The sequence below is a fragment of the Jeongeupia sp. USM3 genome (genome assembly GCF_001808185.1).
Taxonomy (GTDB): Bacteria; Pseudomonadota; Gammaproteobacteria; order Burkholderiales; family Chitinibacteraceae; genus Jeongeupia.
In genome coordinates this window covers 888,004-910,811 of record NZ_CP017668.1, presented here as the reverse complement: position 1 = coordinate 910,811, position 22,808 = coordinate 888,004, and the positions used below count along the sequence as shown (strand labels likewise).

The 22,808-nt window shown below is 61.8% G+C and carries 21 protein-coding genes, 1 tRNA gene and 1 pseudogene; 11 read left to right on the top strand and 12 right to left on the bottom strand.

Annotated features, from left to right (window positions below):
- Nucleotides 1-98: 98 nt before the first annotated feature.
- The 4 genes from BJP62_RS04110 to BJP62_RS04095 all read right to left on the bottom strand — a co-directional run bounded on the left by BJP62_RS04110 (nt 99) and on the right by BJP62_RS04095 (nt 3,975).
- Nucleotides 99-578: an SRPBCC family protein gene (locus BJP62_RS04110; protein WP_070526867.1), complete on the bottom strand. Its 480-nt coding sequence runs from the start codon at nt 576-578 to the stop codon at nt 99-101.
- A 16-nt stretch (nt 579-594) separates the two neighbouring features.
- On the bottom strand, nt 595-2,208 hold the full coding sequence (locus BJP62_RS04105) for a DEAD/DEAH box helicase (protein ID WP_083300694.1): 1,614 nt from the start codon (nt 2,206-2,208) through the stop codon (nt 595-597).
- A 213-nt stretch (nt 2,209-2,421) separates the two neighbouring features.
- Nucleotides 2,422-3,138: a rhodoquinone biosynthesis methyltransferase RquA gene (rquA, locus tag BJP62_RS04100; protein ID WP_070526861.1), complete on the bottom strand. Its 717-nt coding sequence runs from the start codon at nt 3,136-3,138 to the stop codon at nt 2,422-2,424.
- A gap of 162 nt (nt 3,139-3,300) precedes the next feature.
- Complete coding sequence (locus BJP62_RS04095; protein WP_070526858.1) at nt 3,301-3,975, bottom strand: SDR family oxidoreductase; 675 nt, start codon at nt 3,973-3,975, stop codon at nt 3,301-3,303.
- Here BJP62_RS04095 and BJP62_RS18300 point away from each other — a divergent pair.
- A complete protein-coding gene (locus BJP62_RS18300; RefSeq protein ID WP_168163790.1) occupies nt 3,956-4,525 on the top strand; it encodes a DUF4124 domain-containing protein in 570 nt (189 codons plus the stop codon). The two genes, BJP62_RS04095 and BJP62_RS18300, sit on opposite strands and share 20 nt — an antisense overlap.
- Nucleotides 4,526-4,563: 38 nt before the next feature.
- Here the strand turns inward: BJP62_RS18300 and BJP62_RS04085 are convergent, their stop codons facing one another.
- Genes BJP62_RS04085 through BJP62_RS04075 form a run of 3 tightly spaced genes read right to left on the bottom strand, consistent with a single transcriptional unit; the run spans nt 4,564 to nt 8,094 of the window.
- Nucleotides 4,564-6,126 carry an aldehyde dehydrogenase family protein gene (locus BJP62_RS04085; protein WP_083300693.1) on the bottom strand — a complete coding sequence of 521 codons (1,563 nt, stop codon included), beginning with the start codon at nt 6,124-6,126 and terminating at the stop codon, nt 4,564-4,566.
- A 22-nt stretch (nt 6,127-6,148) separates the two neighbouring features.
- Nucleotides 6,149-7,273 (bottom strand): saccharopine dehydrogenase family protein, encoded by a 1,125-nt coding sequence (locus BJP62_RS04080; protein WP_070526853.1) that lies wholly within the window; start codon nt 7,271-7,273, stop codon nt 6,149-6,151.
- A complete protein-coding gene (locus tag BJP62_RS04075; RefSeq protein ID WP_070526849.1) occupies nt 7,270-8,094 on the bottom strand; it encodes a DUF1338 domain-containing protein in 825 nt (274 codons plus the stop codon). The genes BJP62_RS04080 and BJP62_RS04075 overlap by 4 nt, the downstream gene beginning before the upstream one ends.
- Nucleotides 8,095-8,301: 207 nt before the next feature.
- Here BJP62_RS04075 and BJP62_RS04070 point away from each other — a divergent pair, with 207 nt between their 5' ends.
- Entirely contained in the window at nt 8,302-9,759 is a 1,458-nt protein-coding gene (locus BJP62_RS04070; protein ID WP_070526846.1) for an aminoacyl-histidine dipeptidase, read from the top strand.
- Nucleotides 9,760-9,802: 43 nt separating this feature from the next.
- On the top strand, nt 9,803-10,657 hold the full coding sequence (locus BJP62_RS04065; RefSeq protein WP_236943658.1) for a dienelactone hydrolase family protein: 855 nt from the start codon (nt 9,803-9,805) through the stop codon (nt 10,655-10,657).
- A 146-nt stretch (nt 10,658-10,803) separates the two neighbouring features.
- Here BJP62_RS04065 and BJP62_RS04060 read toward each other — a convergent pair whose 3' ends face one another.
- From BJP62_RS04060 to BJP62_RS04050, 3 genes are all read right to left on the bottom strand, one after another.
- Nucleotides 10,804-11,124, bottom strand: a complete 321-nt coding sequence (locus BJP62_RS04060) for a multidrug efflux SMR transporter (RefSeq protein WP_070526844.1) — start codon at nt 11,122-11,124, stop codon at nt 10,804-10,806.
- A 76-nt stretch (nt 11,125-11,200) separates the two neighbouring features.
- Nucleotides 11,201-11,680, bottom strand: coding sequence for a GNAT family N-acetyltransferase (locus BJP62_RS04055; protein ID WP_070526841.1), 480 nt, complete (start codon nt 11,678-11,680; stop codon nt 11,201-11,203).
- 66 nt (nt 11,681-11,746) lie between these two features.
- Entirely contained in the window at nt 11,747-12,487 is a 741-nt protein-coding gene (locus BJP62_RS04050; RefSeq protein ID WP_070526839.1) for a cytochrome c5 family protein, read from the bottom strand.
- Between the two features lie 154 nt (nt 12,488-12,641).
- Between BJP62_RS04050 and BJP62_RS04045 the strand changes: the two genes are divergently transcribed.
- The 3 genes from BJP62_RS04045 to BJP62_RS18290 all read left to right on the top strand — a co-directional run bounded on the left by BJP62_RS04045 (nt 12,642) and on the right by BJP62_RS18290 (nt 13,595).
- Nucleotides 12,642-12,718, top strand: a tRNA-Arg gene (locus BJP62_RS04045).
- A gap of 187 nt (nt 12,719-12,905) precedes the next feature.
- Nucleotides 12,906-13,211: a hypothetical protein gene (locus tag BJP62_RS18295; RefSeq protein ID WP_145927099.1), complete on the top strand. Its 306-nt coding sequence runs from the start codon at nt 12,906-12,908 to the stop codon at nt 13,209-13,211.
- 129 nt (nt 13,212-13,340) lie between these two features.
- Nucleotides 13,341-13,595, top strand: coding sequence for a hypothetical protein (locus tag BJP62_RS18290; protein ID WP_070526836.1), 255 nt, complete (start codon nt 13,341-13,343; stop codon nt 13,593-13,595).
- Nucleotides 13,596-13,608: 13 nt separating this feature from the next.
- On the opposite strand, the gene BJP62_RS04035 is transcribed toward BJP62_RS18290, so the two are convergent.
- Nucleotides 13,609-14,082, bottom strand: coding sequence for an inovirus-type Gp2 protein (locus tag BJP62_RS04035; RefSeq protein WP_168163789.1), 474 nt, complete (start codon nt 14,080-14,082; stop codon nt 13,609-13,611).
- Between the two features lies 1 nt (nt 14,083).
- Nucleotides 14,084-14,764 carry a hypothetical protein gene (locus BJP62_RS18285; RefSeq protein WP_145927098.1) on the bottom strand — a complete coding sequence of 227 codons (681 nt, stop codon included), beginning with the start codon at nt 14,762-14,764 and terminating at the stop codon, nt 14,084-14,086.
- A 414-nt stretch (nt 14,765-15,178) separates the two neighbouring features.
- Between BJP62_RS18285 and BJP62_RS04030 the strand changes: the two genes are divergently transcribed.
- The 5 genes and pseudogenes from BJP62_RS04030 (at nt 15,179) to BJP62_RS17845 (ending at nt 22,758) form a co-directional block, all read left to right on the top strand.
- A complete protein-coding gene (locus BJP62_RS04030) occupies nt 15,179-15,370 on the top strand; it encodes an AlpA family transcriptional regulator (RefSeq protein ID WP_070526831.1) in 192 nt (63 codons plus the stop codon).
- Nucleotides 15,371-15,973: 603 nt separating this feature from the next.
- Nucleotides 15,974-16,189, top strand: a complete 216-nt coding sequence (locus BJP62_RS18280) for a hypothetical protein (protein WP_145927097.1) — start codon at nt 15,974-15,976, stop codon at nt 16,187-16,189.
- Nucleotides 16,190-16,217: 28 nt separating this feature from the next.
- A pseudogene (locus tag BJP62_RS04025) lies at nt 16,218-17,180 on the top strand (IS481 family transposase); the annotation flags it as partial.
- Nucleotides 17,132-17,716: an inovirus Gp2 family protein gene (locus BJP62_RS19290; protein WP_083301029.1), complete on the top strand. Its 585-nt coding sequence runs from the start codon at nt 17,132-17,134 to the stop codon at nt 17,714-17,716. The pseudogene BJP62_RS04025 and the gene BJP62_RS19290, both read left to right, overlap by 49 nt.
- Nucleotides 17,717-19,107: 1,391 nt before the next feature.
- Complete coding sequence (locus tag BJP62_RS17845) at nt 19,108-22,758, top strand: IPT/TIG domain-containing protein (protein ID WP_168163788.1); 3,651 nt, start codon at nt 19,108-19,110, stop codon at nt 22,756-22,758.
- Nucleotides 22,759-22,808: the final 50 nt, after the last annotated feature.

The window sequence follows — 22,808 nt, the reverse complement described above, 5'->3', positions numbered from 1 at the left end:
GGGCGCCAGGCATGATGAAGGCCTGCCAAAGCGGCAGGCCTTTCGGTCGAGCGGATTATGCCGATGCGGGATTCAGCGGCGATTGCGGCAGATCAACGTCAATCCAGTTGACCCAGAACGGCCAGTTCGCGCAGGTGGCGCATCATGTCGATGTCCATCTGCCGGTACGCCGCCTTCAGATAGGCGGCGTAATTGATTTCGCCTTCGCCGGCGCCCGCCGCAGGTTCCGGCACCGGCGTGTCATAGACGAAACGCAGGAACAGGTGGCCTTCCTCCGGCGATTCGAGCGTGATCGCCAGCGAGCCGCCGGGATGCTGCGCGTTGGCCTCGGTGTCGAAGCGGACGACGGAATGCGGCACCAGCGTGATCCGGTCACGGGCGACGAACCGGCCGAAATCGACCTCGCGCAGCAGCCAGCCGTCGCCGCGTTCGAGCACCGTCACGCGCTCGATGTGCTCGAGAAAGCGTTGCGGCGTTTCGACCCGCAGCATCAGGCCTTGCCACAGCTGCGTGGTGGTCAGCGCCACCACGGCCGGGTTGTTGGCATCGTTGACCTCGATCAGGTGCTCGAAACGCATGCGTCGTCAGCCCCGCTCAGTGATGACGGCCGCCACCACCGTGGCGGCGCGGCGTCGAGAACAGCGCAGCGATCGGCGTGTTCTCGTTCGAGGCCGGCTGCTGGTGATCCCAGCGCGAGCTGTCGCCACCGCCACCTTGCTGACGGCGGTTACCGCCGCCCTGACCCTGGCCTTGGCCCTGGCCGCGCGGTGCGCGGTTGCCGTCGGCCTGACCCTGGCCACCCTGGCGTTTCTGGCCCTGGCCTTGACCCTGGCGTGCACCCTGACCCTGACCTTGGCCCTGCCCCTGATTGCGCGGCTTGTTGCCCTGGCCTTGCGGGCGGGGCTTGCGGCCCTGCTCGCTGTTGCCGTCCTGCTGGCGGCGCGGCTGGCGCTCGGCCTCGCCGTCGGCGCGAGGCTGGCGTGGCTGCTGCTGGCGCTGGCCTTGCCCGCCCTGACGGCGCGGCTGCTGTTGCTGCTGGCCGCGGCGGCCCTGCAGGATCGGTTCGGGCTTGATGCTGGGATCGGGCTCGAAGCCTTCGACGATTTCCTTCGGAATCTCGCGCTTGATCAGCTTCTCGATATCGGCAAGCAGCTTGTGCTCGTCGACGCAGACCAGCGATACCGCCTCGCCCTCGGCGCCGGCACGGCCGGTGCGGCCGATCCGGTGCACATAGTCCTCCGGGACGTTCGGCAGCTCGTAGTTGACCACGTGCGGCAGCTCGTCGATGTCGATGCCGCGCGCGGCGATGTCGGTCGCACACAGTACCTGCAGGGTACCTGCCTTGAATTCGGTCAGCGCGCGGGTACGGGCGCTCTGGCTCTTGTTGCCGTGGATCGCCAGCGCGCTGATGCCGTCCTTGTCGAGCTGTTCGGCCAGCCGGTTCGCACCGTGCTTGGTCCGGGTGAACACCAGCACCTGGAACCAGTTGTGCTGCTTGATCAGTTGCGCCAGCAACTGGCGCTTCTTGTCGCGGTCGACCGGATAGACCTTCTGCGAAATCGTTTCGGCAGTGGCATTGCGGCGCGCGACTTCGATCAGCGCCGGATTGTCGAGCAGCTTGTCGGCCAGTGCCTTGATGTCGTCCGAGAACGTCGCCGAGAACAGCAGGTTCTGGCGTTTGGCCGGCAGCAGTGCCAGCACTTTCTTGATGTCGTGGATGAAGCCCATGTCGAGCATGCGGTCGGCTTCGTCGAGCACCAGCGTGTCGATGTGGCTCAGGTCGAGCGTCTTTTGCGATGCGTGGTCGAGCAGGCGGCCCGGCGTGGCGACGAGGATGTCGACGCGGCTCTTGAGCGCCTTGATCTGCGGGTTGATGCTGACGCCGCCGAACATCACCATCGATTTGACACTGCTGTACTTGCCGTACACGCGGACGCTTTCCTCGACCTGGGCGGCGAGTTCGCGCGTCGGCGTCAGCACCAGCACGCGGATCTTGCCGTGGTCGGTCGGATTGCGCGCGAGGCGCTCGAGAATCGGCAGCAGGAAGCCGGCGGTTTTGCCGGTGCCGGTCTGGGCGCCGGCAAGCAGGTCGCCGCCGTTGATGATGGCGGGAATGGCCTGGGTCTGGATCGGGGTCGGTTCGGTGTAGCCGGCATCCTGCACGGCACGCACGAGTACGTCACTCAAGCCAAGGGAAGAGAAGGTCATAGACTATCCGGTGCGATCGGCCGGCCGCCTTTCACGGGCGCCAGTCTGCGGCAGATCGGGTATTTAGGTTGGTTCGGACTGGAACGACAACGGAGCGGTCACATGCCGGCTGGAGCCGGAACATTGCATCGGACCACTTTGAAACGGAATCGCATTATACGATAGCCCGGCGACAATGCCAGTGGCTTGTCGCCGGGAGGCGGGGAGGAATTGTTACGCTGCGGTCTTGTGGCGCACGATCACGCACTGGTAGACGCCGCCGAAGTAGGTGCGCTTGTCCCAGCTGAAACGGTCGGCGTGGCTGGCGTAGTGGCTGATCTCGTGCTGCCACAACGCATTGGCGAACGGTTCGAGCCAGGCGTTGACGACCTTGAGGATCCAGCGGATCGGCTGCCACATCGCCGGGCGGTGATAGTCGACGAACACCACCTTGCCGCCCTCGGGCAGCTGCGCCAGCATGTGGTCGACGATCTCGCGCTTCTTGTGGTCCGGCACTTCGTGCAGCAGGAAGAAGCTGCAGATCAGGTCGTACGGCTGGTCGGCGGTGTGCTTGGCCGCGTCGGCACGGATCACGCTGGCCCACGGCTTGGCGGCCAGCTTGGCTTCACCGTGCGCGACCTGCGCCGGCGTGATGTCGGTCAGGTCGAACACGCCGTCCGGGCCGACCTTGTCGGCGGCGCGGCTGACGAGATCGCCATAGACGTGGGCGACCTGCCAGACCCGCGAACCGGGTTCGATCTCGTTCAGGTAGGCGCGCATCAGCCGCTGGTCGTTGCAGAACAGCAGTGTCTTGACCACGAGGTTGTGATCGAGCCGGTCGACCTGCGACGGATTGACGTAGGCCCAGTCGTAGACGTCGACCAGATAGTCGGGGACGCCGTCGTAGGCGGGGCCGGTCTTGCGGGGCGGGGCCAGGGTCTGCGTGGTCATCGTGCGCTCCTCGTGGGTCAATTGAGAAGCAGCATCGCTTGTCGATGGCATCGAAACCTTGCGCTAGACCAAGTTTTTTCCTCTGTAGTGCCGGCGGCGGTACAACATCACCGAAGCCGGCGCAATCGTCCGGATGGTCTATGCCTGCCGGACGGGCGTCGGCTACCAGGGGATGCTGCGGCCGTTGTAAGCGATGAAGCGGCCGGTATCGGCCGGCTGCAGTCCGGCGATGACGTCCCGCATTCCCGCAACCGAGGTCGCCGTGTCGATCAGCGCGTATTCGCCGCCCATATCGGTTTGCACCCAGCCCGGGTGCAGCGCGACGCAGCACTGCCGGCCGGGCAGGTCGCGCGCCAGGCTGACCGTCGCGGCGTTCAGCGCGGCCTTGGCGCTACGGTAGTGGTAATCGCCGCCGCTGCCGTTGTCGGCGATGCTGCCCATCTTGCTCGAGATGTTGGCGATGACCGCTTCGGGTGCCAGGCACGGCAGCAGCGCTTCGACGATCTTGACCGGTGCGATCGCGTTGGTGGCCAGCGTCTGCAACCAGGTATTCACGTCGGTGTGGCCAAAGCCTTGCATCGCGCCGCCGTAGATGCCAGCGTTATTGATGAGCAGGTCGATACGGGCTTCGCCGAGCCGGGACGGCAGCATCGCGACCGCCTGCCAGTCGGTGACGTCGAGTTCCAGTACCGTCAGTGCAGGCTGCCATGCGAGGTCGGCCAGATCGGCCGGCTTGCGGCAGGTTGCGACGACATGCCAGCCGGATGCGAGATACTGGTGGACGAATTCGCGGCCGATGCCGCGACTGGCGCCGGTGATGAACAGGGTCTTGGACATGGAAAAGCAATCGTTGGACAAAGGCGCGAGCTTGCGCCGCGTGCTGCTGCTGTGCAAGGCCGTCCTGCTGCTGGCCGCGGCCGGCGCACAGGCGGACGAGGTCTACAGGTGCCCGGATGGCAAGGGCGGCGTGCTGTATACCCAGAAGCCGTGCGCGGGCGGTGCGCGGCTGCAGCAGGACCGGGGGACGCTGTCGGTGGTGCCGGCACCCAAGCTGCCGCCGCCGACACCGAAGGCAGAGACACCGCCGCCGGCCTTGCCGCCGGCCCCGAAGCCGGACAGGACGTCGCGGCGTGCCGATCCGGATGCGGCGATGACCGACAACTGCAACGTCGACAACCCGGACTACGACCCGTATTTCTGCACGCCGGGCAATCTGTGGGGCGTCTATGGTCAGTCCTACGGCCCGCCGTACTACCCCCGGCCGAGGCCGCCGCACCCCCGTCCGCCGCGGCCGCCACATCCGCCGCACAAGCCCGAGCCGCCGAAGCCCAGCGCATCGCCGTACCTGAACCCGCCGCCGCGGCCGTTCACGCCACCGAACCGCTGAGCCTTTGAACCGGCGACGTGCCGGGGCAGCCGGCGGTTTCAGCCGAACCGGACGCCCTGCGCCAGCGGCAGCGTGTCGCCGTCGTTGAGCGTATTGGTTGCACGGCGCATGTAGTTGCGCCATGCGTCGGAGCCGGATTCGCGGCCGCCGCCGGTGTCCTTCTCGCCGCCGAAAGCGCCGCCGATCTCGGCGCCCGACGTACCGGCGTTGACGTTGGCGAGCCCGCAATCGGAGCCGGCCGGGCCGATGAAGGCGCCGGCCTCGCGCAGGTCGGTGGTGAAGATCGCGCTCGACAGCCCCTGCGAGACGGCATTGTTCAGCGCGATCGCGTCGTCGAGCCGCTGGTAGCGCATCAGGTAGAGGATCGGCGCGAAGGTCTCCTCGTGGACCATGTCGGTCTGTTCGGGCATCGCCAGCAAGGCCGGCCGGACATAGTGGCCGCCGGCGGGCACGTTGCCGCCGGCGCGGACATGGCCGCCACCGATCAGCACGTGGCCGCCCTCGTGCACGGCGCGGGCCAGTGCGGCCTGCATCTTGTGCATGGCCGCTTCGTCGATCAGCGGCCCGACCAGGGTCGCCGGCAGGCGGGGGTCGCCGACGTTCAGGTGCTGGTAGGCGGCAACCAGCCGCTCCTGCAGCGCATCGGCGACGTCCTCGTGGACGAACAGCCGGCGCAGGCTGGTGCAGCGCTGGCCGCAGGTGCCGGCGGCCGAGAATACGATCGCGCGCAGCGCCAGCTCGAGGTCGGCATTGGCGGTGACGATCGCGGCGTTGTTGCCGCCGAGCTCGAGCAGGCTGCGGCCGAGGCGGGCGGCGACCGTCTGCGCGACGCTGCGGCCCATCGCCACCGAGCCGGTGGCCGACAGCAGCGCGACGTGCGGATCGCGGGCGAGGTGCTGGCCGACGCTCGCGTCGCCCTGGACGAGCTGGACCAGGCCGTCCGGCGCCTCGTCGAAATCCTTCAGGACATCGAGCACCAGCGCGGTCGCGGCCAGCGCGGTCAGCGGGGTTTTCTCGGACGGCTTCCAGATCACCGCGTTGCCGCACACCAGCGCCAGCATCGCGTTCCATGCCCAGACGGCGACCGGGAAGTTGAACGCGCTGATGACGCCGACCACGCCGAGCGGATGCCACTGCTCGAGCAGCCGGTGCCGGGCGCGTTCGCTGGCGATCGTCAGCCCGTGCAGCTGCCGCGACAGGCCGGCGGCGTAGTCGCAGATGTCGATCCATTCCTGTACCTCGCCATCGGCCTCGCTGGCGATCTTGCCGGCTTCGAGCGTCACCAGTTGCGCCAGCACGGCCTTGCGGGCGCGCACCGCATCGCCGATCCGCCGGACCAGTTCGCCGCGCCGTGGCGCCGGCACGCCGCGCCAGGCTTCGAACGCGACGGTGGCGCAGCCGACCGCGGCCCTGACCTCGACCGCGCTGGCCGGCAGCAGGTCGCCGTGCGCATTGGCGTCGATCGGGCTTTGCAGCGCCATAGGCGGGGTCGACGGGTAATGGGCGACGCCGTCGATGATGGCGCCGGGCCAGCAGTCGGCCTGCTGCCAGCGCTGCAGCCCGATGGCGGCAAGCAGGTCGGACAATAAATGGATGGGCATGATGGGCTCCGCGCGACGGGCGTCAGATGGGGATTTCTTCGGCGTAACGGTCGATCGCGTAATACCGGCCGAAACGGTTGTTCAGGAAGGCGGTCAGCGGCACGCGCTCCTGGGCGACGAAGCCGTGGGCGCCGGGCGCGAGCTGCTGGTCGAAGTGCAGGTCGAGTACCGCACAGGCGCTGGCGGCGGTGGTGAGCTGGATCGCGCTCCACGCCTCGCCGAACAGCTCGCGGTGATAGATCTTGCGGGCGTCGGTGATCTGGCGGAACTGGCCGTCGATCAGTCCCGAAACCGAGACGAAGATCAGCACGACGTCCTGCAGCGTGATCGGAATCGCGTCTTCGAGCATGGTCTTGAGCTGGCGGCGGCCGGTGCGGCTGGCGCCGAGGCGCAGGCCGTTGACGAGGAAGTCCATCAGGTAGCGGTGGCCGGTATAGCGCACCGTCTTGTAGTTGAGCGTGTGCACGCGGCCGGCGAGCGTTTCGCACAGCGTGCCGAGCCCGCCCGAGGTGTTGAACGCCTCGTATTCCAGCCCGTCGAGCGAGAAGTGCTCGAGCCCCTCGAGCGGCTGCACCTCGGCCCGCGCGTTGTCGACGATCGCTTCGCACGGGTTGCAGTACTCGTTGATCAGGCCGTCGGTCGACCACGTCAGGTTGTACATGATCTGGTTGTTCGGATACTGCGGCAGCGCGCCGACGCGCATCTTCAGCGTATCGAGCGTGTCGAAGCGGCGGGCGAGGTCGGCGGCGAGGATGCCGATGAAACCGGGCGCCAGCCCGCACTGCGGCATGAAGACCTGCCCGGGCCTGGCGCCGGCGGCCAGGCGGCGGATCTTGCGCGTGGTGCCGACGTCCTCGGTCAGGTCGAAGTAGCTCGCGCCGGCGGCGAGCGCCGCGCGGGCGATCGCCGGGTTGGCGTCGAAGCTCGTCGCCGACAGCACGGCGCTCTGGTTTTGCAGGCAGTGCGCAAGTTCGGCCGCATGGCTGGCCTTCAGCTGGCGGGTGCTGACCGGCGCGCGCGCGGCAACGCGCTGCAGCGCGGCCGCGTCGCGGTCGGCCAGCGTGATGTCGTAGTCGCCGCTGTGCGCGAGCAGCTTGGCGATGCTGGCGCCGATCTTGCCGGCACCGACGACGAGCACGCGCTTCATCGGCCGGCCTCCCCATGGCTAGACTCGCGATCGGTCGATTCGAAGATGCGGCTGGCACTGGCGGCAACGAAGCCCTGGTACAGCCGGCCGTCGACGTCGGGGTAGCGCCGGGCGAACTCGTAGTAGCACGTCGGCACGAGATGGCTTTCGCCGCCGGCGAAGTCGACCGGCTGGCGGTCGGCCAGCGTCGACGCCTGTTCAAGCAGCTCGGCCGGTGTGCCCTTGATGACGCCGCCAGCGTCGTTGAGCGCGAAGCCGGCGTCGCGGACGCGGGCGATCGCGCCTTCGAGCGTCGTCGGCATCGCCAGCCGGTGGACGGCGACGGTGAAGTGGTTGGCATGCAGGCCGAGCGCGGCAAGCCAGCCGGCGTACTCGCTCTCGGCGGCCAGCGTCCGGTAGTCGCTGTACGGAATTGCCGGCCACAGCCGGCCGGCGACGAACACGCCGGGCGTCGCCGCGGCCTGCGGGTCGACGGCGCCGAGCACCGGGGCGAGGATGGTCTGCGCGGCGCTCGAGAGTGCGGCGACGTGCAGCTCGGACAGGAACACCAGCGGGTCGTCCGGATCGGCCGGCACGTAGCCCCAGGCCGACAGGTGTTTGTCCGGAAAGCTGTACGGGGCATGCCGCCGGTAGCCGAGTTCGAACAGCCTTTGCTCGAGGCAGGCCAGCCGCAGCGGCCCGGTGTCGAAGGTTCGGAACGCCACATGGTCGTTGATGACCGCCGGGTTGTCGGCGGTGAACAGCGCGCGTATGCGTGCCGACTGCGGCGCGATCGCCACGTGGTCATCCCAGAGCGAGGAGAAAAATGCTGCGTTGCCCATGGTCGCATCCCGAACCGCGATAGTTCAGCATAGCGCGCGCTGCGCATCCCGCGTCGTCGGCCGAGGCGCGGCATCGCCGGGCCTGCATTGCGTAAAAAGTCGCAATGAGCAACCTGAATGGCATGCCATGGTAATCCATCACAGGACGTACCCGGACGAGGGGATTACCATCGGATCATTCTCTTAATCCAACCTGACGAGTCGCCCATGAATGCCGTTGCCGATCTTCAGCCTCAAACCCTGTGGCAGCACTTCGCCACGCTGTGCCGCCATCCGCGCCCGTCCAAGCACGAGGCTGCGCTGCGCGAGCATCTGCGCGACTGGGCGCTCGGCCGCGGGCTGTTCGCCGAGGTCGATGCGGCCGGCAACCTGCTGATCCGCAAGCCGGCAACCGAGGGCATGGAGGACCGCGTCGGCGTGGTGCTGCAGGGCCATCTCGACATGGTGACGCAGCAGAACGAAGGCCGGGGGCACGACTTCCACAAGGACCCGATCCGCACGCGGCTGGTCGACGGCTGGCTGCACGCCGACGGCACGACGCTCGGCGCCGACAACGGCATCGGCGTCGCCGCGGCGCTGGCGGTGCTCGAGGCCGACGACGTGCCGCACGGCCCGCTCGAAGTGCTGCTGACGGTCGACGAGGAAGCCGGGATGAGCGGCGTCCAGGGGCTGGCCGCCGGCTGGCTGCAGGGGGGGCTGCTGTTCAACCTCGATACCGAGGAATGGGGGCAGTGCTATATCGGCTGCGCCGGTGGCGTCGACATTACTTACAAGCGTGCGGTGCAATGCCAGGCCGTGCCGGCTGACTGGACGACGATCGAGATCGCGCTGACCGGATTCAAGGGCGGGCATTCCGGTGCCGACATCCACAAGCAGCACGGCCAGCCGATCCGTGCGCTTGCGCATCTGGCGCTCGACGCGATTGAACGCTTCGGTGCGCGTCTCGTGTCGATGCGCGGCGGCACCTTGCGCAATGCGCTGCCGCGGGAGGCCTTCGTGACGCTGGCGCTGCCGGCCGGTGCGCTGCCATGGCTCGACGAGATGGTTGCGCAGTGGCGCAACGGACTGGAAATCCGGCTGCGCCAGGTCGAGCCGAATGCGGCGCTGTCCGTGACCCCGTCGAAGGCGCAGCTGGCATTGAGCGAAGCGTGCAGCCGGACGTCGATGGAGCTGCTGGTTGCCGCCCATCACGGCGTGCTGCGCTGGAGTCCCGACATCGACGGCGTGGTCGAAACCTCGGCCAACCTCGGCGTCGTGCGGATCGACGCCGAACACGGTCTCGAAGCGATCTCGATGGCGCGCTCGCTCAATGCCTACGGGCTGTCCGACATCAAGCGCAAGATCCGCGCGATCGGCCGGCTCGCCGGCGCGGTGGTGATCGAAAGCGGCGAGTACCCGGGCTGGGCGCCGGATCCGTCGTCGCCGGTGCTGGCCCTGCTCAAGGACGTCTACCGCCGGCAGTTCGGCGGCGAGCTGGCCGTCGAAGTCATCCACGCCGGGCTCGAGTGCGGGCTGATCGCGGCCAAGTACCCGCAGATGGACATGGTGTCGTTCGGCCCGACGATACGCGGCGCGCATTCGCCCGACGAACGCGTCGATACCGAATCGGTGGTGAAGTTCTGGACCCTGCTGAAGGCGGCGATCGCGGCGGTGCCGTCGCGCTGATCGGCTATGCTGCTGGATGACCCCGTCAATCCGGAGCAGCGCCGTGACCGAACCCAAGCAACCCTGCACGCCGGATGACGCATCCCGGCGTGTTTTTCTTTCCGGCACGCTGGCGGCGGGTTTTGCGCTCGCCGTCCGCCCGGTCGCCGCGACGACGATCTCGACCGACGGCACGGGCCTGATCGCCGGTGCCGTCACCATTCCGGTGGCCGGTGGCGCGATGCCGGCGTACCGGGCCCGCCCCGACGGCGACGCGGCGGCATTGCCGACGGTGATCGTCGTGCAGGAAATCTTCGGCGTGCACGAGCATATCCAGGCGCTGTGCCGCCGCCTTGCCAAGCAGGGCTATCTGGCGATCGCGCCCGAGTTGTACTTCCGCCAGGGTGACCCGCGCAAATACCCCGAGGTCGACCAGTTGATGAAGCTGGTGATGAGCGTGCCCGACACGCAGGTGCTGGCCGACCTCGATACCACGGTTGCGTGGGCGGCGCAGAACGGTGGTGACGCCAGGCGGATCGCGATGACCGGCTTCTGCTGGGGCGGGCGCATCGTCTGGCTGTACGCCGCACGCAGCCCGGGGCTGAAGGCCGCGGTGGCCTGGTATGGCCGGCTGGTCGGGACCCCCACGGCCAATACCCCGAAGCAGCCGGTCGACGTTGCCGCCGAGCTCAAGGTGCCGGTACTGGGGCTGTACGGCGGCCAGGACAAGGGCATTCCGGCCGAGTCGGTTGCGCAGATGCGCGAGGCGATCAAAAAGGCGAAGGCACCGTCGGAGATCATCGTCTACCCCGATGCCGGCCACGGTTTCAATGCCGATTACCGGCCCAGCTACAACGAGGCGGCGGCGCGCGACGGCTGGCAGAAGATGCTCGGCTGGTTCAAGCAGCACGGCGTCTGACAATGACTACGCTGCCGGCATCGCCTGCCGTACTGCTTGGACTGCGGTGAGCGAAGACCGGCGCGCCTGCCGGCACCGGCTGCACCGGATCCGGTTGCTGCCGCAAGTGCGACCATCATGAAAAAAGCCGGCGGAGCCGGCTTTTTTCATGATGCCATCTTCAAACCGACGACACCGGTGACGATCAGCGCGAGGAAGAACACCCGCACGGCGCCGAGCGGGTCGCCGAACCAGATGATGCCGCCGATGGTGACGCCGACCGCGCCGAGCCCGGTCCAGATCGCGTAGGCGGTGCCGGCCGGAATGCCCTTCATCGCGAACGACAGCAGCGCCATGTTCAGGAAGGACAGTGCGACCGAGCCGCCGATGATCCACGGGCTGGGGTGAAGCTGCACGTACTTGAGCGACAGCGCCCAGACGATTTCGGTAAAGACGGCGATGCCGAGCACGAGCCAGTAATTGGTCATGTAGAACTCCTGTGTTGCGGGCTCGGAAACGACAGGCCCGCCTCGGAAACCCGAAAGAGAGGCGGACGGATTTCGTTCAACGGCCGGCGAGGTTCTCCAGCGCCGGGCCGGTGACGCGGCAGATGCGCCAGTCCGGCAACACCGTTGCGCCGATCGCTTCGTAGAACGCGATCGCGTTGGCATTCCAGTCGAGCACGCTCCACTCGAAACGCCCGCAGCCGCGCTCGCGCGCCAGTTGTGCCAGATGGGTCATCATCGCGCGGGCGTGACCGCGACCCCGTGCAACCGGGCGGACGTACAGGTCTTCGAGATACAGCCCGCGTCGCGCCAGGAAAGTCGAATAGTTGTGGAAGTACAGCGCGAACGCGACGGTCTGGCCGTCCGCTTCGCCGACGATGCACTCGCACGCCGGCGCGGCGCCGAACAGGTCGTCGGCGAGCTTGGCTTCGGTCGCCGTGACGAGATGGCTCAACTGCTCGAACTCGGCCAGTTCGCAAATCATCGCCAGGATTCCGGCGACGTCGTCGGGGCGGGCGGGGCGAATCGTGAAACTCATCGTGCGTGCTCCTGAAAAGCAAAACGGGCGGTCAGGCCGCCCGTTTGATCACTGGTAGATACCTACTTACTTGGCCTGGCTGATCATGTACAGCGCTGCAGCCTTGAACTCGTCGTCGGAGCCGGTGTAGCCGCCTTTCGGTGGCATTGCATTCAGGCCCTTGATGCCGATGGCGATCGCCGAATCGGCACCGTCCTTCAGGCGCGGCCCCCAGGCCGCCTTGTCGCCCAGCTTGGGTGCGCCGGCAACACCGGTGCCGTGGCAGTTGATACAGAGCGACGCATAGATCTCCTTGCCCTTGGTCGCCGGATCGGCTGCGGCGCCTGCAGCAACCGGCGGCTCGGTGAACTTGGCGCCGGCGGCGTTGCCCATGAAGGCAACCGCGCGCTTGACTTCGTCATCGGTCAGATCCGGTGCGCCACCGCGTGCCGGCATGGCGTTGAAGCCTTCGATCGCATGCTTGGCGAGCGTCTCGAAGCCCTTGCCGATGCGCGCAGTCCAGGTCGCCGCATCGCCAAGCTTCGGCGCGCCGGCCAGACCCGTGGCATGACAGGAGAAACAGATCGCCTCGTAGACCGACTTGCCGGAACGCTGTCCCGGCGGCGCGCTGTCGACGATCTTGACGCTGCCGATCGGCTGCAGGCGTGCAGCGACAGCCTCGCCGGTCATCGTGTTGCTGCCGAGATCGATGCCGCTGCCCGAGGTGAACAGCTTGACCACGAGGTAAATGAATACCGGAATACCGACGATCGCGGTCAGAATCAGACCGACGACGCTTTTTGCCGCAGATGCGTTGGAGCCGCTCATGCTGCCATCCCTATGCAAATATTGAAGTCTTGTTTGGAGAACTGTGTACGGAACCGCTTTTTTGTGGCGGCAATTATACCGTCAAAGACGGTCACCAGAAAGCTGCGTGTAGACGGGCCGGCATCTACGCGCTATGATCGCCCCCCTTGGTGCTGCGTCCGTAGCTCAGTTGGATAGAGTGTCAGTTTCCGAAGCTGAAGGTCACAGGTTCGATCCCTGTCGGGCGCACCAATAAAATCAAAGGGTTGCAGGCGAAAGTCATGCAGCCCTTTTTGCTTTTGGTCCGAGGGGTGAGCCGTACCCCGACACGTACCCCGACAAATTCCCCCGCTAGGCAATCCCACCTCGACTAGCGAGGTGGTTAGTCACAAAAGCCTGTCGGGTACTCGGGTTGAAAACAGTCGCGACAGCAGGCCGCGTGAAGCAACGACTGCATGTCGTGATGGCTTGGGCGCATGGCTACCGTATGGCCAACCCGGTCAATGTCGTGCCGTTCCTGCTGCCGCAGCAGCCCAGCAAAACAGTCGGACCACTCATCATCCCGCCATGCCTTGGCGTGGATATTCCCGCGTTCGTCGCTACCCAGTGTCGCGGAACGCAGAGTGATGTCAGCCGTAGACTACTCGAGTTCATGATCTTGACGGCCTGCCGCTCGGTCGAAGAACGTTGGCATGACCTGGGACGAAATCGACTGGAGGCATGCTGTTTGGATCATTCCGGCTGAGCGCATGAAAGCCGGTCTTCTGCACCGCGCGCCACTCCCCACACAAGCCATAGTACTTCTGAAGCAGCAGCAAGGTCAGCACGACGTGCTGGTCTTTCCGTCTTCACGTGATACGTCGTCCTGGCCGACATGGTGCTGACATCCTTCCTCCTGCGTGCCGGTGCACACAGCGACATTCCCGGCCGGACTGCAACGGCGCACGGCTTCCGTTCCAGCTTTCGCGACTGGTGCAGCGAACAGGGTTACGACCGCGATCTTGCCGAGCGGTCACTGGCGCATACGGTGAAGAACAAGGTTGAGGCGGCCTATCACCGCACCGACCCACTGGAGAAGCGCCGACCCTTGATGCAGGCTTGGGCTGACTATTTGGCTTCGCTCATGTGAATGCTCAATACTGTCATCGCTTCGGATCTTTCTTGCTGCGTGAAAGCTGACCTTTTCCTAGGTTGCGCCCATGTTCCCCGTCGACAAGGCTGATGTAGTAATCGGTTTTGGTCAGGTAGATGAGCGTCTTGTGGAATTTTTGACGCTCTTTCGGATTGCCGCCCTTCAGTGTGCCAATGCCCCCGGATCGGAAGTCGTCCTTGTAGCGCTTGCAGTCTAGAAAGGCGCCGGTTCCCTCCGTCGCAACCACGCTCCAGTAGTTTCCTATCTCTAGAGCCAGCTTGGCACTTTCCTGAACGTGTTCACCATCGAATGCGAGTAATAAGTGGAAGTGGTAGCCACGCTGCTGCAAAAACTCCCGTTTCCATATGTAGCCGATCAAGTGGTGAAAGAGCGGGTTACGATCACGTCGATGCAGTAATTTGCCTAATGCTTTTTTTGCCATTGCTGGCGTGACGGCATTGGCGTGATTTTGCTGATAAAACAAGTCAAGTCGGATGACTTGTGTTTTTTTTTCTGCTGTCGCAAAGCGAATTGAGATACTTTTTCGTGTTGTTGTAATTCTTGTTTATGTTGCGACGATGAGCCGCTAGCTTTTCCTTAAATTCTTGCGAATTTCCATCATTTATCATTTCTTCGATCAAGTTATTTAATTCGTCCATCCATGGCTTCAATAGATCAATGGGAATTATATTCTTGACTTGGCTGGCTATTTTGCATCGATCGTTGTGTTGCATTTTTTCAATAAGTAATTCGACACGGGGATTGAATCGATGTTTCGAAAATTCTTGTTTTATTTCCTGTGTGTTTACTTCTAGTGCCTGCAGTAATCTTTTTCCTAAGGTGGTTGTGAGGATGCCGGGCCTCTTTTCTCGTTGATGTGTTCCAAAAGTAAAGATCGTGCCTTTCGAACGGATGAGGGCTTGCGCAGTGGATTCTAGATTTTGAATGTCCAATGCGTAATCGCCTTCGTTAGTTATGTATATCGTCTCTATGTTTGAATCGAATGTGTAAGTGTATCCAGTGGTGGATAGTGCTTCTGTGATTTCATTTCTTCGTGCTGATTTTGTTTTTTTGGGTTTTTTTGTTGGATTTTGTGCAATTTCACTCTCCGATCGTATGTACGTGAGCGTGAGTGGTTTTGCATACATGTTGATGATAGAGCTCATTTTTTCCTCGTCAGATGTACCGCGGACCTTGCTCTTGCAGCTGGTTAGGTTTAATAATTCTATTAATAGTAGTGATTATCATTTGTATTTTGTCTGGGTAGTTGGTAAGTTAATTCTCAATTTTTTCCAGTTACATCTGTAAAATTAGTTCCTATTTCATATTTTCTCAAGGAAATCGACAAGTAGCGTGGGTTGTGGATTGCTCCATCCGATCAGGTAGCAGTTGCTTGACTCACGGTCCTTTAGCCTCGCTGCAATCCGCGATGTACAGACTTGCATGGCGAGCGTGCCACACGCTTCTGGTCGCTGTGAGGACGCCTGTGTGGCGTGTGTCGCTGGATATAAGGGGGGGGCACAGGACAAAAATTGCCTGCCTTACCCATGTTTTGGACCAATTCGCGAGGTAGCCAAAACATGAAGATCATCCGCGTCAAGCAGGTCATCGAAACGACGGGCTTGGCCCGTTCGACGATCTACAAGTACATTGCAGACGGCATATTCCCCAAGCCTATCCAACTTGGGGCGCGCAGCGTCGGCTGGGTTGAAGGCGAAATCCAATCCTGGCTGGAGAAACGGGTCCAGTCACGCGATACGCCTGAGAAATAGAGCAGGAGCGAGCAGGCCGCTCTGGTATGGTTATATTTTTCCAGAGTGACTAAGTTTCTCTGCGCTCCCTATTCGCTTTGGGTTCTGTCCACGAGAACCAATCAATATCGGGCTGGGCGTGTTGTCGCCTGACTCGGTATTGGTAGTATGCTTTTATGTTGTTGTACTGCTTGTATGTTTATCTGGTCGTACTGTTATATACCTGTACGTCTCTACGTTTATGCTCGTAGGCTGTTATGTCTCGAAGCTTATGTGCTCGTATTCTGCACTGGTCCTGCACTCGCTGAATCATCCCGAGTTGTTCTTCCTGCGTTGTCTGTGAGGTGCTTCCTCTTCTATCGCTCTATCGTTCAGCTCCCATGTTCATGGGGTCAGGTGCTCATGCTCAATGAGCGCATTCCCACCAGTGCACCTGCAGTGCTCAGCTGACTCTGTCTATTCCTGTAGGCCAGCTCGCTGAGCTTGGACTTCATCTCTTGTCGAAGCGATCCACCCATTGACCGGTAATACACCAACCTGATTGTGGCTTAATCGTTACTTCGATCGTGCAGGTTAAAAAATACCTCGTTAAGTCAGGATATGTACCTTCCACCGGAGTTCATCATGTCCCGCCATCATCGCAATCCCAACCTGACGCTTCACATTGATCCGCACTTTCGAGGTCTGCCGGTCCAGCAGGATAAAGGGCCATTCATTTACGATTACCTCGATCGCCTGCAAGATGTCGTCGTCAACGCGTTATCTGTTGGGTTTCGTCTGATTGGCTTCCAAAGCGCAGCTGGCCACTCTTCCAGGCACGCGCGCTTTTGCGTACCTTGATCACTCAGTCTGTCAATGCGAGCCAGCCATGAGCCACCGCCTGCACAGCAATGCCCGCACCACACCGCTCACCCGCGAGGAAATCCGCCACTCCAGCCTCTCGCAGCGCGAGCTGATGCTGCGCTACAGCGTCGGCAAGGACACCATCCGCAAATGGCAAACGCGCGACGAATTCACCGATCGGTCGCACCGCCCGCATACCCTGCACACTACCTTGTCCCAGACGCAGGAAGCGCTGGTGCTGATTCTGCGCACCACCTTGCTGCTGCCGCTCGATGACCTGGCCGCGGTGGCCCAGCGTTTCATCAACCCGAACGCCACCCGATCCGGCATCAACCGGCTGCTGGTGCGCGAAGGCGTCGGCAACCTCAAGACACTGCAGGCGCAACTGCAGCCGGAAGAACCCGCCGCGCCCTCCAAGGGCTTCAAGGACTACGCACCGGGCTACTTCCATTTGGACATCAAGTACTTGCCGCAGATGCCCGACGAAACCTCGCGCAGCTACCTGTTCGTCGCGATCGACCGGGCCACCCGCTGGGTGTTCCTGCACATCTACCCGGATCAGTCCGAAGCCAGCAGCGTCGACTTCCTGCAGCGCCTGTACAAGGCGGCGCCGATGAAAATCGAGAAACTGCTGACCGACAATGGCAGCCAATTCACCGATCGCTTCACCAGCAAAGCCAAGACCCCGAGCGGACGGCACGTGTTTGATCGCCGTTGTGCAGCCTTGGGGATCGAGCATCGGCTGATCCCGCCGCGCACGCCGCAAATGAATGGCATGGTCGAGCGTTTCAACGGCCGGATCAGCGAGCTGGTGAAGCAGACCCGCTTTGCCAGTGCAGCGGAATTGGCGCAGACGTTGGACGATTACCGGAACGCCTACAACCATCACATCCCGCAAAAAGCGCTGGGCTTCCGGTCACCGATCGAGTCGCTGAAAATGTGGCAAACAGAGCGACCGGAATTGTTCAAGAAAAAAATCTACAAACAAGCGGAACCCGACAGTTATCGGAGCATTCACGGGTTTTTGCCTTCCGTGTGGACCTACGTTTTCCTGCAGCGCAGATGTACCCGAGCTGGATCGAGAGCAACGAGGTCATCAGCCGGTTCGTCGCATCGTTCAAAGCCAAGATCGATCACAACCGGTACCTGGCGCGTGCGCATCACCGAGGTGCTCACGGCTCATCGGTACGGTATGTCTGGGCGAGGGAGGAGGGCCAGCAGGGCCGTCCGCACTACCACGTCGCGTTTTTGCTGAACGAAGATGCGTTCTGCGCGCTAGGGCAGTTCGAGCTCGGACGTGACAACATGTTCAACCGGCTCTGCGAGGCTTGGGGCAGTGCGCTAGGGATCCCGGTGGAGGCTGCTGCCGGGCTGGTAGAGGTACCGCAGAACCCCTGCTATCACCTACACCGCGATGGCATGGTGGGCGTGGACGACTTCTTCTACCGGACCAGCTACCTGTGCAAGGCCGCGACCAAAGTCTTCGGCGATGGAGTCCATGGGTTCGGGGCTAGCAGATGCTGAGTGCAAGGCTGCAGGGCATGTGAGTAATGCAGTGGATGCAATCGGTGTTGCAGCCGCGGGTGAGAGCGATGGTACCTCTGCGCGACCTGCAGATTCGAAGTCAGCATCTCGCCTCCTTCTCGCGTCGTTTTGACCGGCCCGGGGGACGGGCTTCTGTCCGTCCCGCTTGCTCGGCGAGAACTTTCCTTTTCGAGGATCAGTGGCGTCTGGACCGACCGGCCGATTGAAGGGATGGTTTGGTTGTTCGTCACGCCTCCCCGAAGGCCCCGCCAGTTTGCCGTCGCTGTTCTGACGAGGTGCGCCTTGAGAGTGCTATTGGGCTGCCCGGCATTCTCAGTGCATGGCCAGAAAGGGCTGCCGAGCTTGAGTGCGCCGAGTTGCAAGAGGGGCTCGCATCGCTCTGGGAAGGTAGGGCGACAATCAGCTCAGCCAGCAACTTCCATCGCCATACTGTGTTTTGATCACAACAGGGAGAAAGGTCGTCACCAGATTTGCGGGGGCTCCTAAGCGGTCCGTGAAATTTTGCAGGACTGGTTTGATGAACGACAGCTTGAGGCAGGGAGTTTTCTGACAGCACTGAGGACGTCCGAGTACACCGAATTATGCGTTTCCCTTGGCAGCGCTGTGCAGCAGGCCTCGACATTTTGGCGCTGTTGCCGTGTACATGCGGGGCCGGGGCGTGAAACGTCACTGCATGCCCTGTGCGTAGAAATGCGCTGAAGTTGCAACAAAACAGACGTGAGTATTTTTTGTGCCTTTCTTTTGTGGTAATTTTGTAAAAAATACCTATAAATTTGGGGCTTTTCGTGGGTTTGTCTGGATTGTGTTTGTTCAGAGATGTGTTCTCTTCTCTGGCGTTGTACGCGCGTTGCGCGGTCTCCTGTGTTGCATCTTTCCCCTTCTTGGTTCTGGGTAAGGGTTGCGGAGTTGCCTGCGTTCTAACGGCCAGGTCAGGGCTTGCGCCGGCCTTTGCTTACGGATTTCGTGGGCGGTCCTATCCCTTGGTGTCATGGCTTGGACGTGGCCTTCGGCCGCTCGGTAACGGACGTCGAGTTCTCGAGGGAGTGCCTTTGATGGGGCAAAGGTCTTGTGCACTCCTGTCTCGCCAAATCGGCGTGACATTCAAACTGTGTTCCCTGCGTACCAAACGGTTGACCAAAAACCTGCTTCATCTTGCGTTGCCAGCCGTGGGGATGGCGCAGCTACGCAGCATCGTCGCCAGGATTTCGTTGAAAAATACCCGCCAGCCAGGGTTGGCTCTGTCGATCGAATAATAATCAACAAGATTGCACGCAGCACTCCTCATGTCCCCCATTCTGAATCGACCGGTTTCTGGAATCCCTATGTCTACGATGTCTATCTTGCGGCCATCGCGTGCGGGTAGAAGCTGTGTGTCCATTATTTTTCGTCATCTTGCGTTCTGCATATCTGTACTTGCGTGGCTATTGACTGGCAGCGTTGCGTTGGCGGCACAAACGACGGTATCTGGTGTTATTGATGCGGATACGCGTTGGAGTATGGATGGCAGTCCGTACGTTGTTACCACTGACGTTGCCATACAGAACGGGGCGCTGCTGACGATTGATCCTGGCGTTAGCGTGTATATGAGCAATAACACCGGAATTTCGGTTCTGGCTGGTGGAATACAGGCACAGGGTACGGCTGAAAACCCGATTCGCGTACTTTCTGCAAAGACTTTGTTGGGGCAGGCTGCTGCTCCTGGTGATTGGAAGCAATGGACATTTGGTGCGGGTACTGTCAACACGTCGCTAAACTATGTGGAATTTGAGAATGGCAGTGGCTTGATCGTCAATGGTTCCGCACCGGCCTTTAACTATTTGACGATTAAAAATCAGCTGGGAGCAGCAATTAGCATCGACTTGGCCGCATCACCAACTGGGATGGGAAACAAGGCTAGCGGCAACACGCTGAATGGGGTAGCGGTTCCATCCGGGGATATTACTAAGAGCATCAAATGGGGGATCAAGGGGATCCCGTACATCGTGCCGACTGGCGTTGTTTCAGTCGGTGCTTCGCCGTTTGTCCAAGAAGTCAGCCCGGCGAGCATTGAACAAGGTCAAGTGGTGACCCTGACAGTCAAGGGCGGGCGCCTGGATGGCCTGACTCAGGCTCGTTTCGACGGTGCTGGTTTGTCGTTGACGCCGTTTTCTGGGGGCTCCGCGAGCCAAGCCTTTTTCCAGTTGAAGGCAGATCCTGATGCCGCACAAGGCAAGCGCGAACTACGCTTCTTGACTGATGCTGGCGAGATTGTCGTGGCCAATGCAGTCACAATCGTACCGCCTACGCCGAATATCAGCAGCTTGCAGCCCACGACCGTATTGGCGGGCAGTGGCCTGATACAACTTACTGTTTTGGGGCGTAATTTTACTGCTGCAACTGAGGTCGTGATCAATTCCGCATCGGTGCCGACCACCTATATCAGCGCGGGCGAGTTGAACGCGACGCTGCCAAATCAAACGGCGGCTGGCTCGTTGCAAGTTCAGGCTCGTAATCCAGACTTTGCTCATCTGGGACAATACCTTATTTCCAATGCCACTACGTTGACAATTCAAGCGCCAATTCCGCCTGCGGTCTCGATCGAGCCAACCCCCATTGCACTGCCTCCAGATGGTCGATCGCGGGACATTGTCATTCGTCTTGCCAAGGCTGATTTCCGCGACCATACCTTGTCATTGTCAATTTCTGACCCCAGCAAAGCCACGGTATCACCGTCTACATTGGTCATTCCCGCTGGGCAAACCACTGCCAAGATCAGCATCACCCCCAAGCAGGACGGAACGGTGAGTTTGATTGCCGACTCCAGTACTTTGCAACGGATCAGTGTACCGCTCTTCATTACTGCTGATTTTCGTGGTGCCAACACGGCATATGCGATGCCGGTGGGGATTGTGCTTGAGGGTGTCGTGGCTCCTGTGACCAAACAAGTATCTATACAAGATGCCAATGTAGGGGTTTCTTTGGGCGCGGTGCTTAGAAGCGTTTCTCCTGCTGCGGGTATCGTGGGGTCGAAATCGAACCACGTCATTTACGGTTTTGGAATTCCGGAGAATGCACAGGTTTCGTTGTCGCCGAGTGCCGGCGTAACGGTTGGAAATGTGTCAGTCAATACGGCAGGAGAGCAGATCCGGTTTGAGTTCACGCCGGCTGACGGCGCTGTACCAGGGAAGCGTCGCCTGGTTGTGAAGGATGCTGCGGGTAAGGAGTTGGTCTTTGCGGACCCATCCCAAGCCATGTTTGACCTGATGGCCGGCCTGCCCGTTGTTGAATCGATTGAGCCGCTGTTTGCTGTTCGCGGTTCGACGATCAAGTTGCAAGTCCGTGGCCGAAATCTGCAGCAGGCGAGCCTTAAGGCTTCGCCCGGCGCCGGCGTGAAGCTCGATTCGCAGCCAGAGATTGCTGCAGACGGCAGCAAATTGACCGCATTTGTGGAAGTTGCCGCGGATGCGCCGTTGGGAGTCCAGTTGATCCAGGTGGCGACGCCTGCAGGTCTCTCTTCGTCGCAAGCCGGTGAAGCGAATAGCCTGACTGTTGTATCTGCACTGGGTAGCTCGGTCACACCGATTATTTCGCCCGCGGTTGGCGTTGTTGTTGGCGATGCAGGTCCGCCGGCGAAGCCTTTGCAGTTCGATCCCAACTCGGATCAGATTGGCGTGCTCTTTGGCGCAGGTGCGACCGAAGTGACACCGAATGCCGGGGTGATCGGTACCGACACGCAGGTGACGGTACGTGGCTCCGGGCTGCAGGGCGTCAGTGCCGTGAGCTTCGTGCCGTCGACGGGTATCAGCTTGCAGGGCTCCCCGACCAGTAATGCAGAGGGGAGCGAGCTGCGATTCACCGTGCGTGTCGCGGCAGATGCGACGTTAGGTCTCCGCCGCTTGGTGCTGACTGCGCAAGATAAACCGATCACGTTCTCCCGTGTCACCGACGGGCAGTTCCTGGTATCGGCGCCATTGCCCGAGTTGCAATCGGTTGATCCGCAAGTGGTGCAGGCAGGTCAAGCCACCGCGGTGATGTCGGTTCGTGGCAAGAATCTGCTCAACGTTTCCGCGATCCGTATCGAGCCGTCACAGGGGCTGAGCATTTCGGGACCGTTTGAAACCGATGCGGAAGGCACGCTGCTGAAGTTCAATGTCACCGCTGCCGCAGAGGCGCAGAGTGGCCAAAGAACGGTCATCGTTACGACCCCGGCCGGGGATTCGAGTGCGACACCGCGCCCGGGCAATACCCTGCAGATCGCCAAGGAAGTCGGTAACCGCTACCCCAGCATTGCTGCACCGCTTGTGGGTGTACTTGTCGGCGAAGTTGCACAGATCAAGAGTGACGTGATGCTGGCTTCCGATTTGGTCGGTGTCATGGTGGGTGAGTCCATTCCGCCGGAACAGGTGTCGTTCACGGGCACGCTGGCCGCCAGCCAAATTGGCGTGATTGTCGGTAGCGCAACCAACGGCATTTCGCCGAGTGGCGTATTGCAAGGCGGTGCTGCGAATGTGGTGATTACCGGCTATGGCCTGGATGCAGTGACATCCGTTTCGGTTTCACCGTCGACGGGCATTATTTTGGGCGATTTCCAGAGCTCGGAAGGCGGTGCGCGCCTGACCGTACCGGTGTCCGTGGCGCCGGATGCATCGCAAACGACAAGGACGGTGATTTTGGCCGATGCAAGCGGCAGGCGCATCGCATCCACAGTCCTTGGAAATACCGCGTTCGGCATTGGCAGCTTGCCGACAATGGCCTCGGTTTCGCCGTTGAACTTCGAGCGTGGCAAGCAAACCGTGCTGACGGTACGTGGCTCAAACCTGAAAGGCGTAACTGGCATCTCATTTGCGCCGAATAATGGGGTTCGGTCGATCTACGAGCTGGTTTGGTCGCAAGACAATTTTGGCGAAATGCTGACGGCCTCTGTCACCGTTGATGCAGATGCCACCTTGGGTGGCAGGGTGATTCAGCTGGAAGTACCTGGCGGCATGACCTCGGTCGAAGGGACGCCAGCCAATTCGGTGAGTGTGGTTGTTCCCCAGTGATTGGGTCGTGATGCGGTTTGTCCAATTTGACTTATTTGTAATTGTGCTTT

Excerpts from the sequence above, each read along its gene's own strand:
- BJP62_RS04110 (WP_070526867.1), bottom strand. The coding sequence starts at position 578 with ATGCGTTTCGAGCACCTGATCGAGGTCAACGATGCCAACAACCCGGCC.
- BJP62_RS04105 (WP_083300694.1), bottom strand. The coding sequence starts at position 2,208 with ATGACCTTCTCTTCCCTTGGCTTGAGTGACGTACTCGTGCGTGCCGTG.
- rquA (WP_070526861.1), bottom strand. The coding sequence starts at position 3,138 with ATGACCACGCAGACCCTGGCCCCGCCCCGCAAGACCGGCCCCGCCTAC.
- BJP62_RS18300 (WP_168163790.1), top strand. The coding sequence starts at position 3,956 with ATGAACAGGGTCTTGGACATGGAAAAGCAATCGTTGGACAAAGGCGCG.
- BJP62_RS04095 (WP_070526858.1), bottom strand. The coding sequence starts at position 3,975 with ATGTCCAAGACCCTGTTCATCACCGGCGCCAGTCGCGGCATCGGCCGC.
- BJP62_RS04085 (WP_083300693.1), bottom strand. The coding sequence starts at position 6,126 with ATGCCCATCCATTTATTGTCCGACCTGCTTGCCGCCATCGGGCTGCAG.
- BJP62_RS04080 (WP_070526853.1), bottom strand. The coding sequence starts at position 7,273 with ATGAAGCGCGTGCTCGTCGTCGGTGCCGGCAAGATCGGCGCCAGCATC.
- BJP62_RS04075 (WP_070526849.1), bottom strand. The coding sequence starts at position 8,094 with ATGGGCAACGCAGCATTTTTCTCCTCGCTCTGGGATGACCACGTGGCG.
- BJP62_RS04070 (WP_070526846.1), top strand. The coding sequence starts at position 8,302 with ATGAATGCCGTTGCCGATCTTCAGCCTCAAACCCTGTGGCAGCACTTC.
- BJP62_RS04060 (WP_070526844.1), bottom strand. The coding sequence starts at position 11,124 with ATGACCAATTACTGGCTCGTGCTCGGCATCGCCGTCTTTACCGAAATC.
- BJP62_RS04055 (WP_070526841.1), bottom strand. The coding sequence starts at position 11,680 with ATGAGTTTCACGATTCGCCCCGCCCGCCCCGACGACGTCGCCGGAATC.
- BJP62_RS04050 (WP_070526839.1), bottom strand. The coding sequence starts at position 12,487 with ATGAGCGGCTCCAACGCATCTGCGGCAAAAAGCGTCGTCGGTCTGATT.
- BJP62_RS18290 (WP_070526836.1), top strand. The coding sequence starts at position 13,341 with ATGGTGCTGACATCCTTCCTCCTGCGTGCCGGTGCACACAGCGACATT.
- BJP62_RS18285 (WP_145927098.1), bottom strand. The coding sequence starts at position 14,764 with ATGAGCTCTATCATCAACATGTATGCAAAACCACTCACGCTCACGTAC.
- BJP62_RS04030 (WP_070526831.1), top strand. The coding sequence starts at position 15,179 with ATGAAGATCATCCGCGTCAAGCAGGTCATCGAAACGACGGGCTTGGCC.
- BJP62_RS18280 (WP_145927097.1), top strand. The coding sequence starts at position 15,974 with ATGTCCCGCCATCATCGCAATCCCAACCTGACGCTTCACATTGATCCG.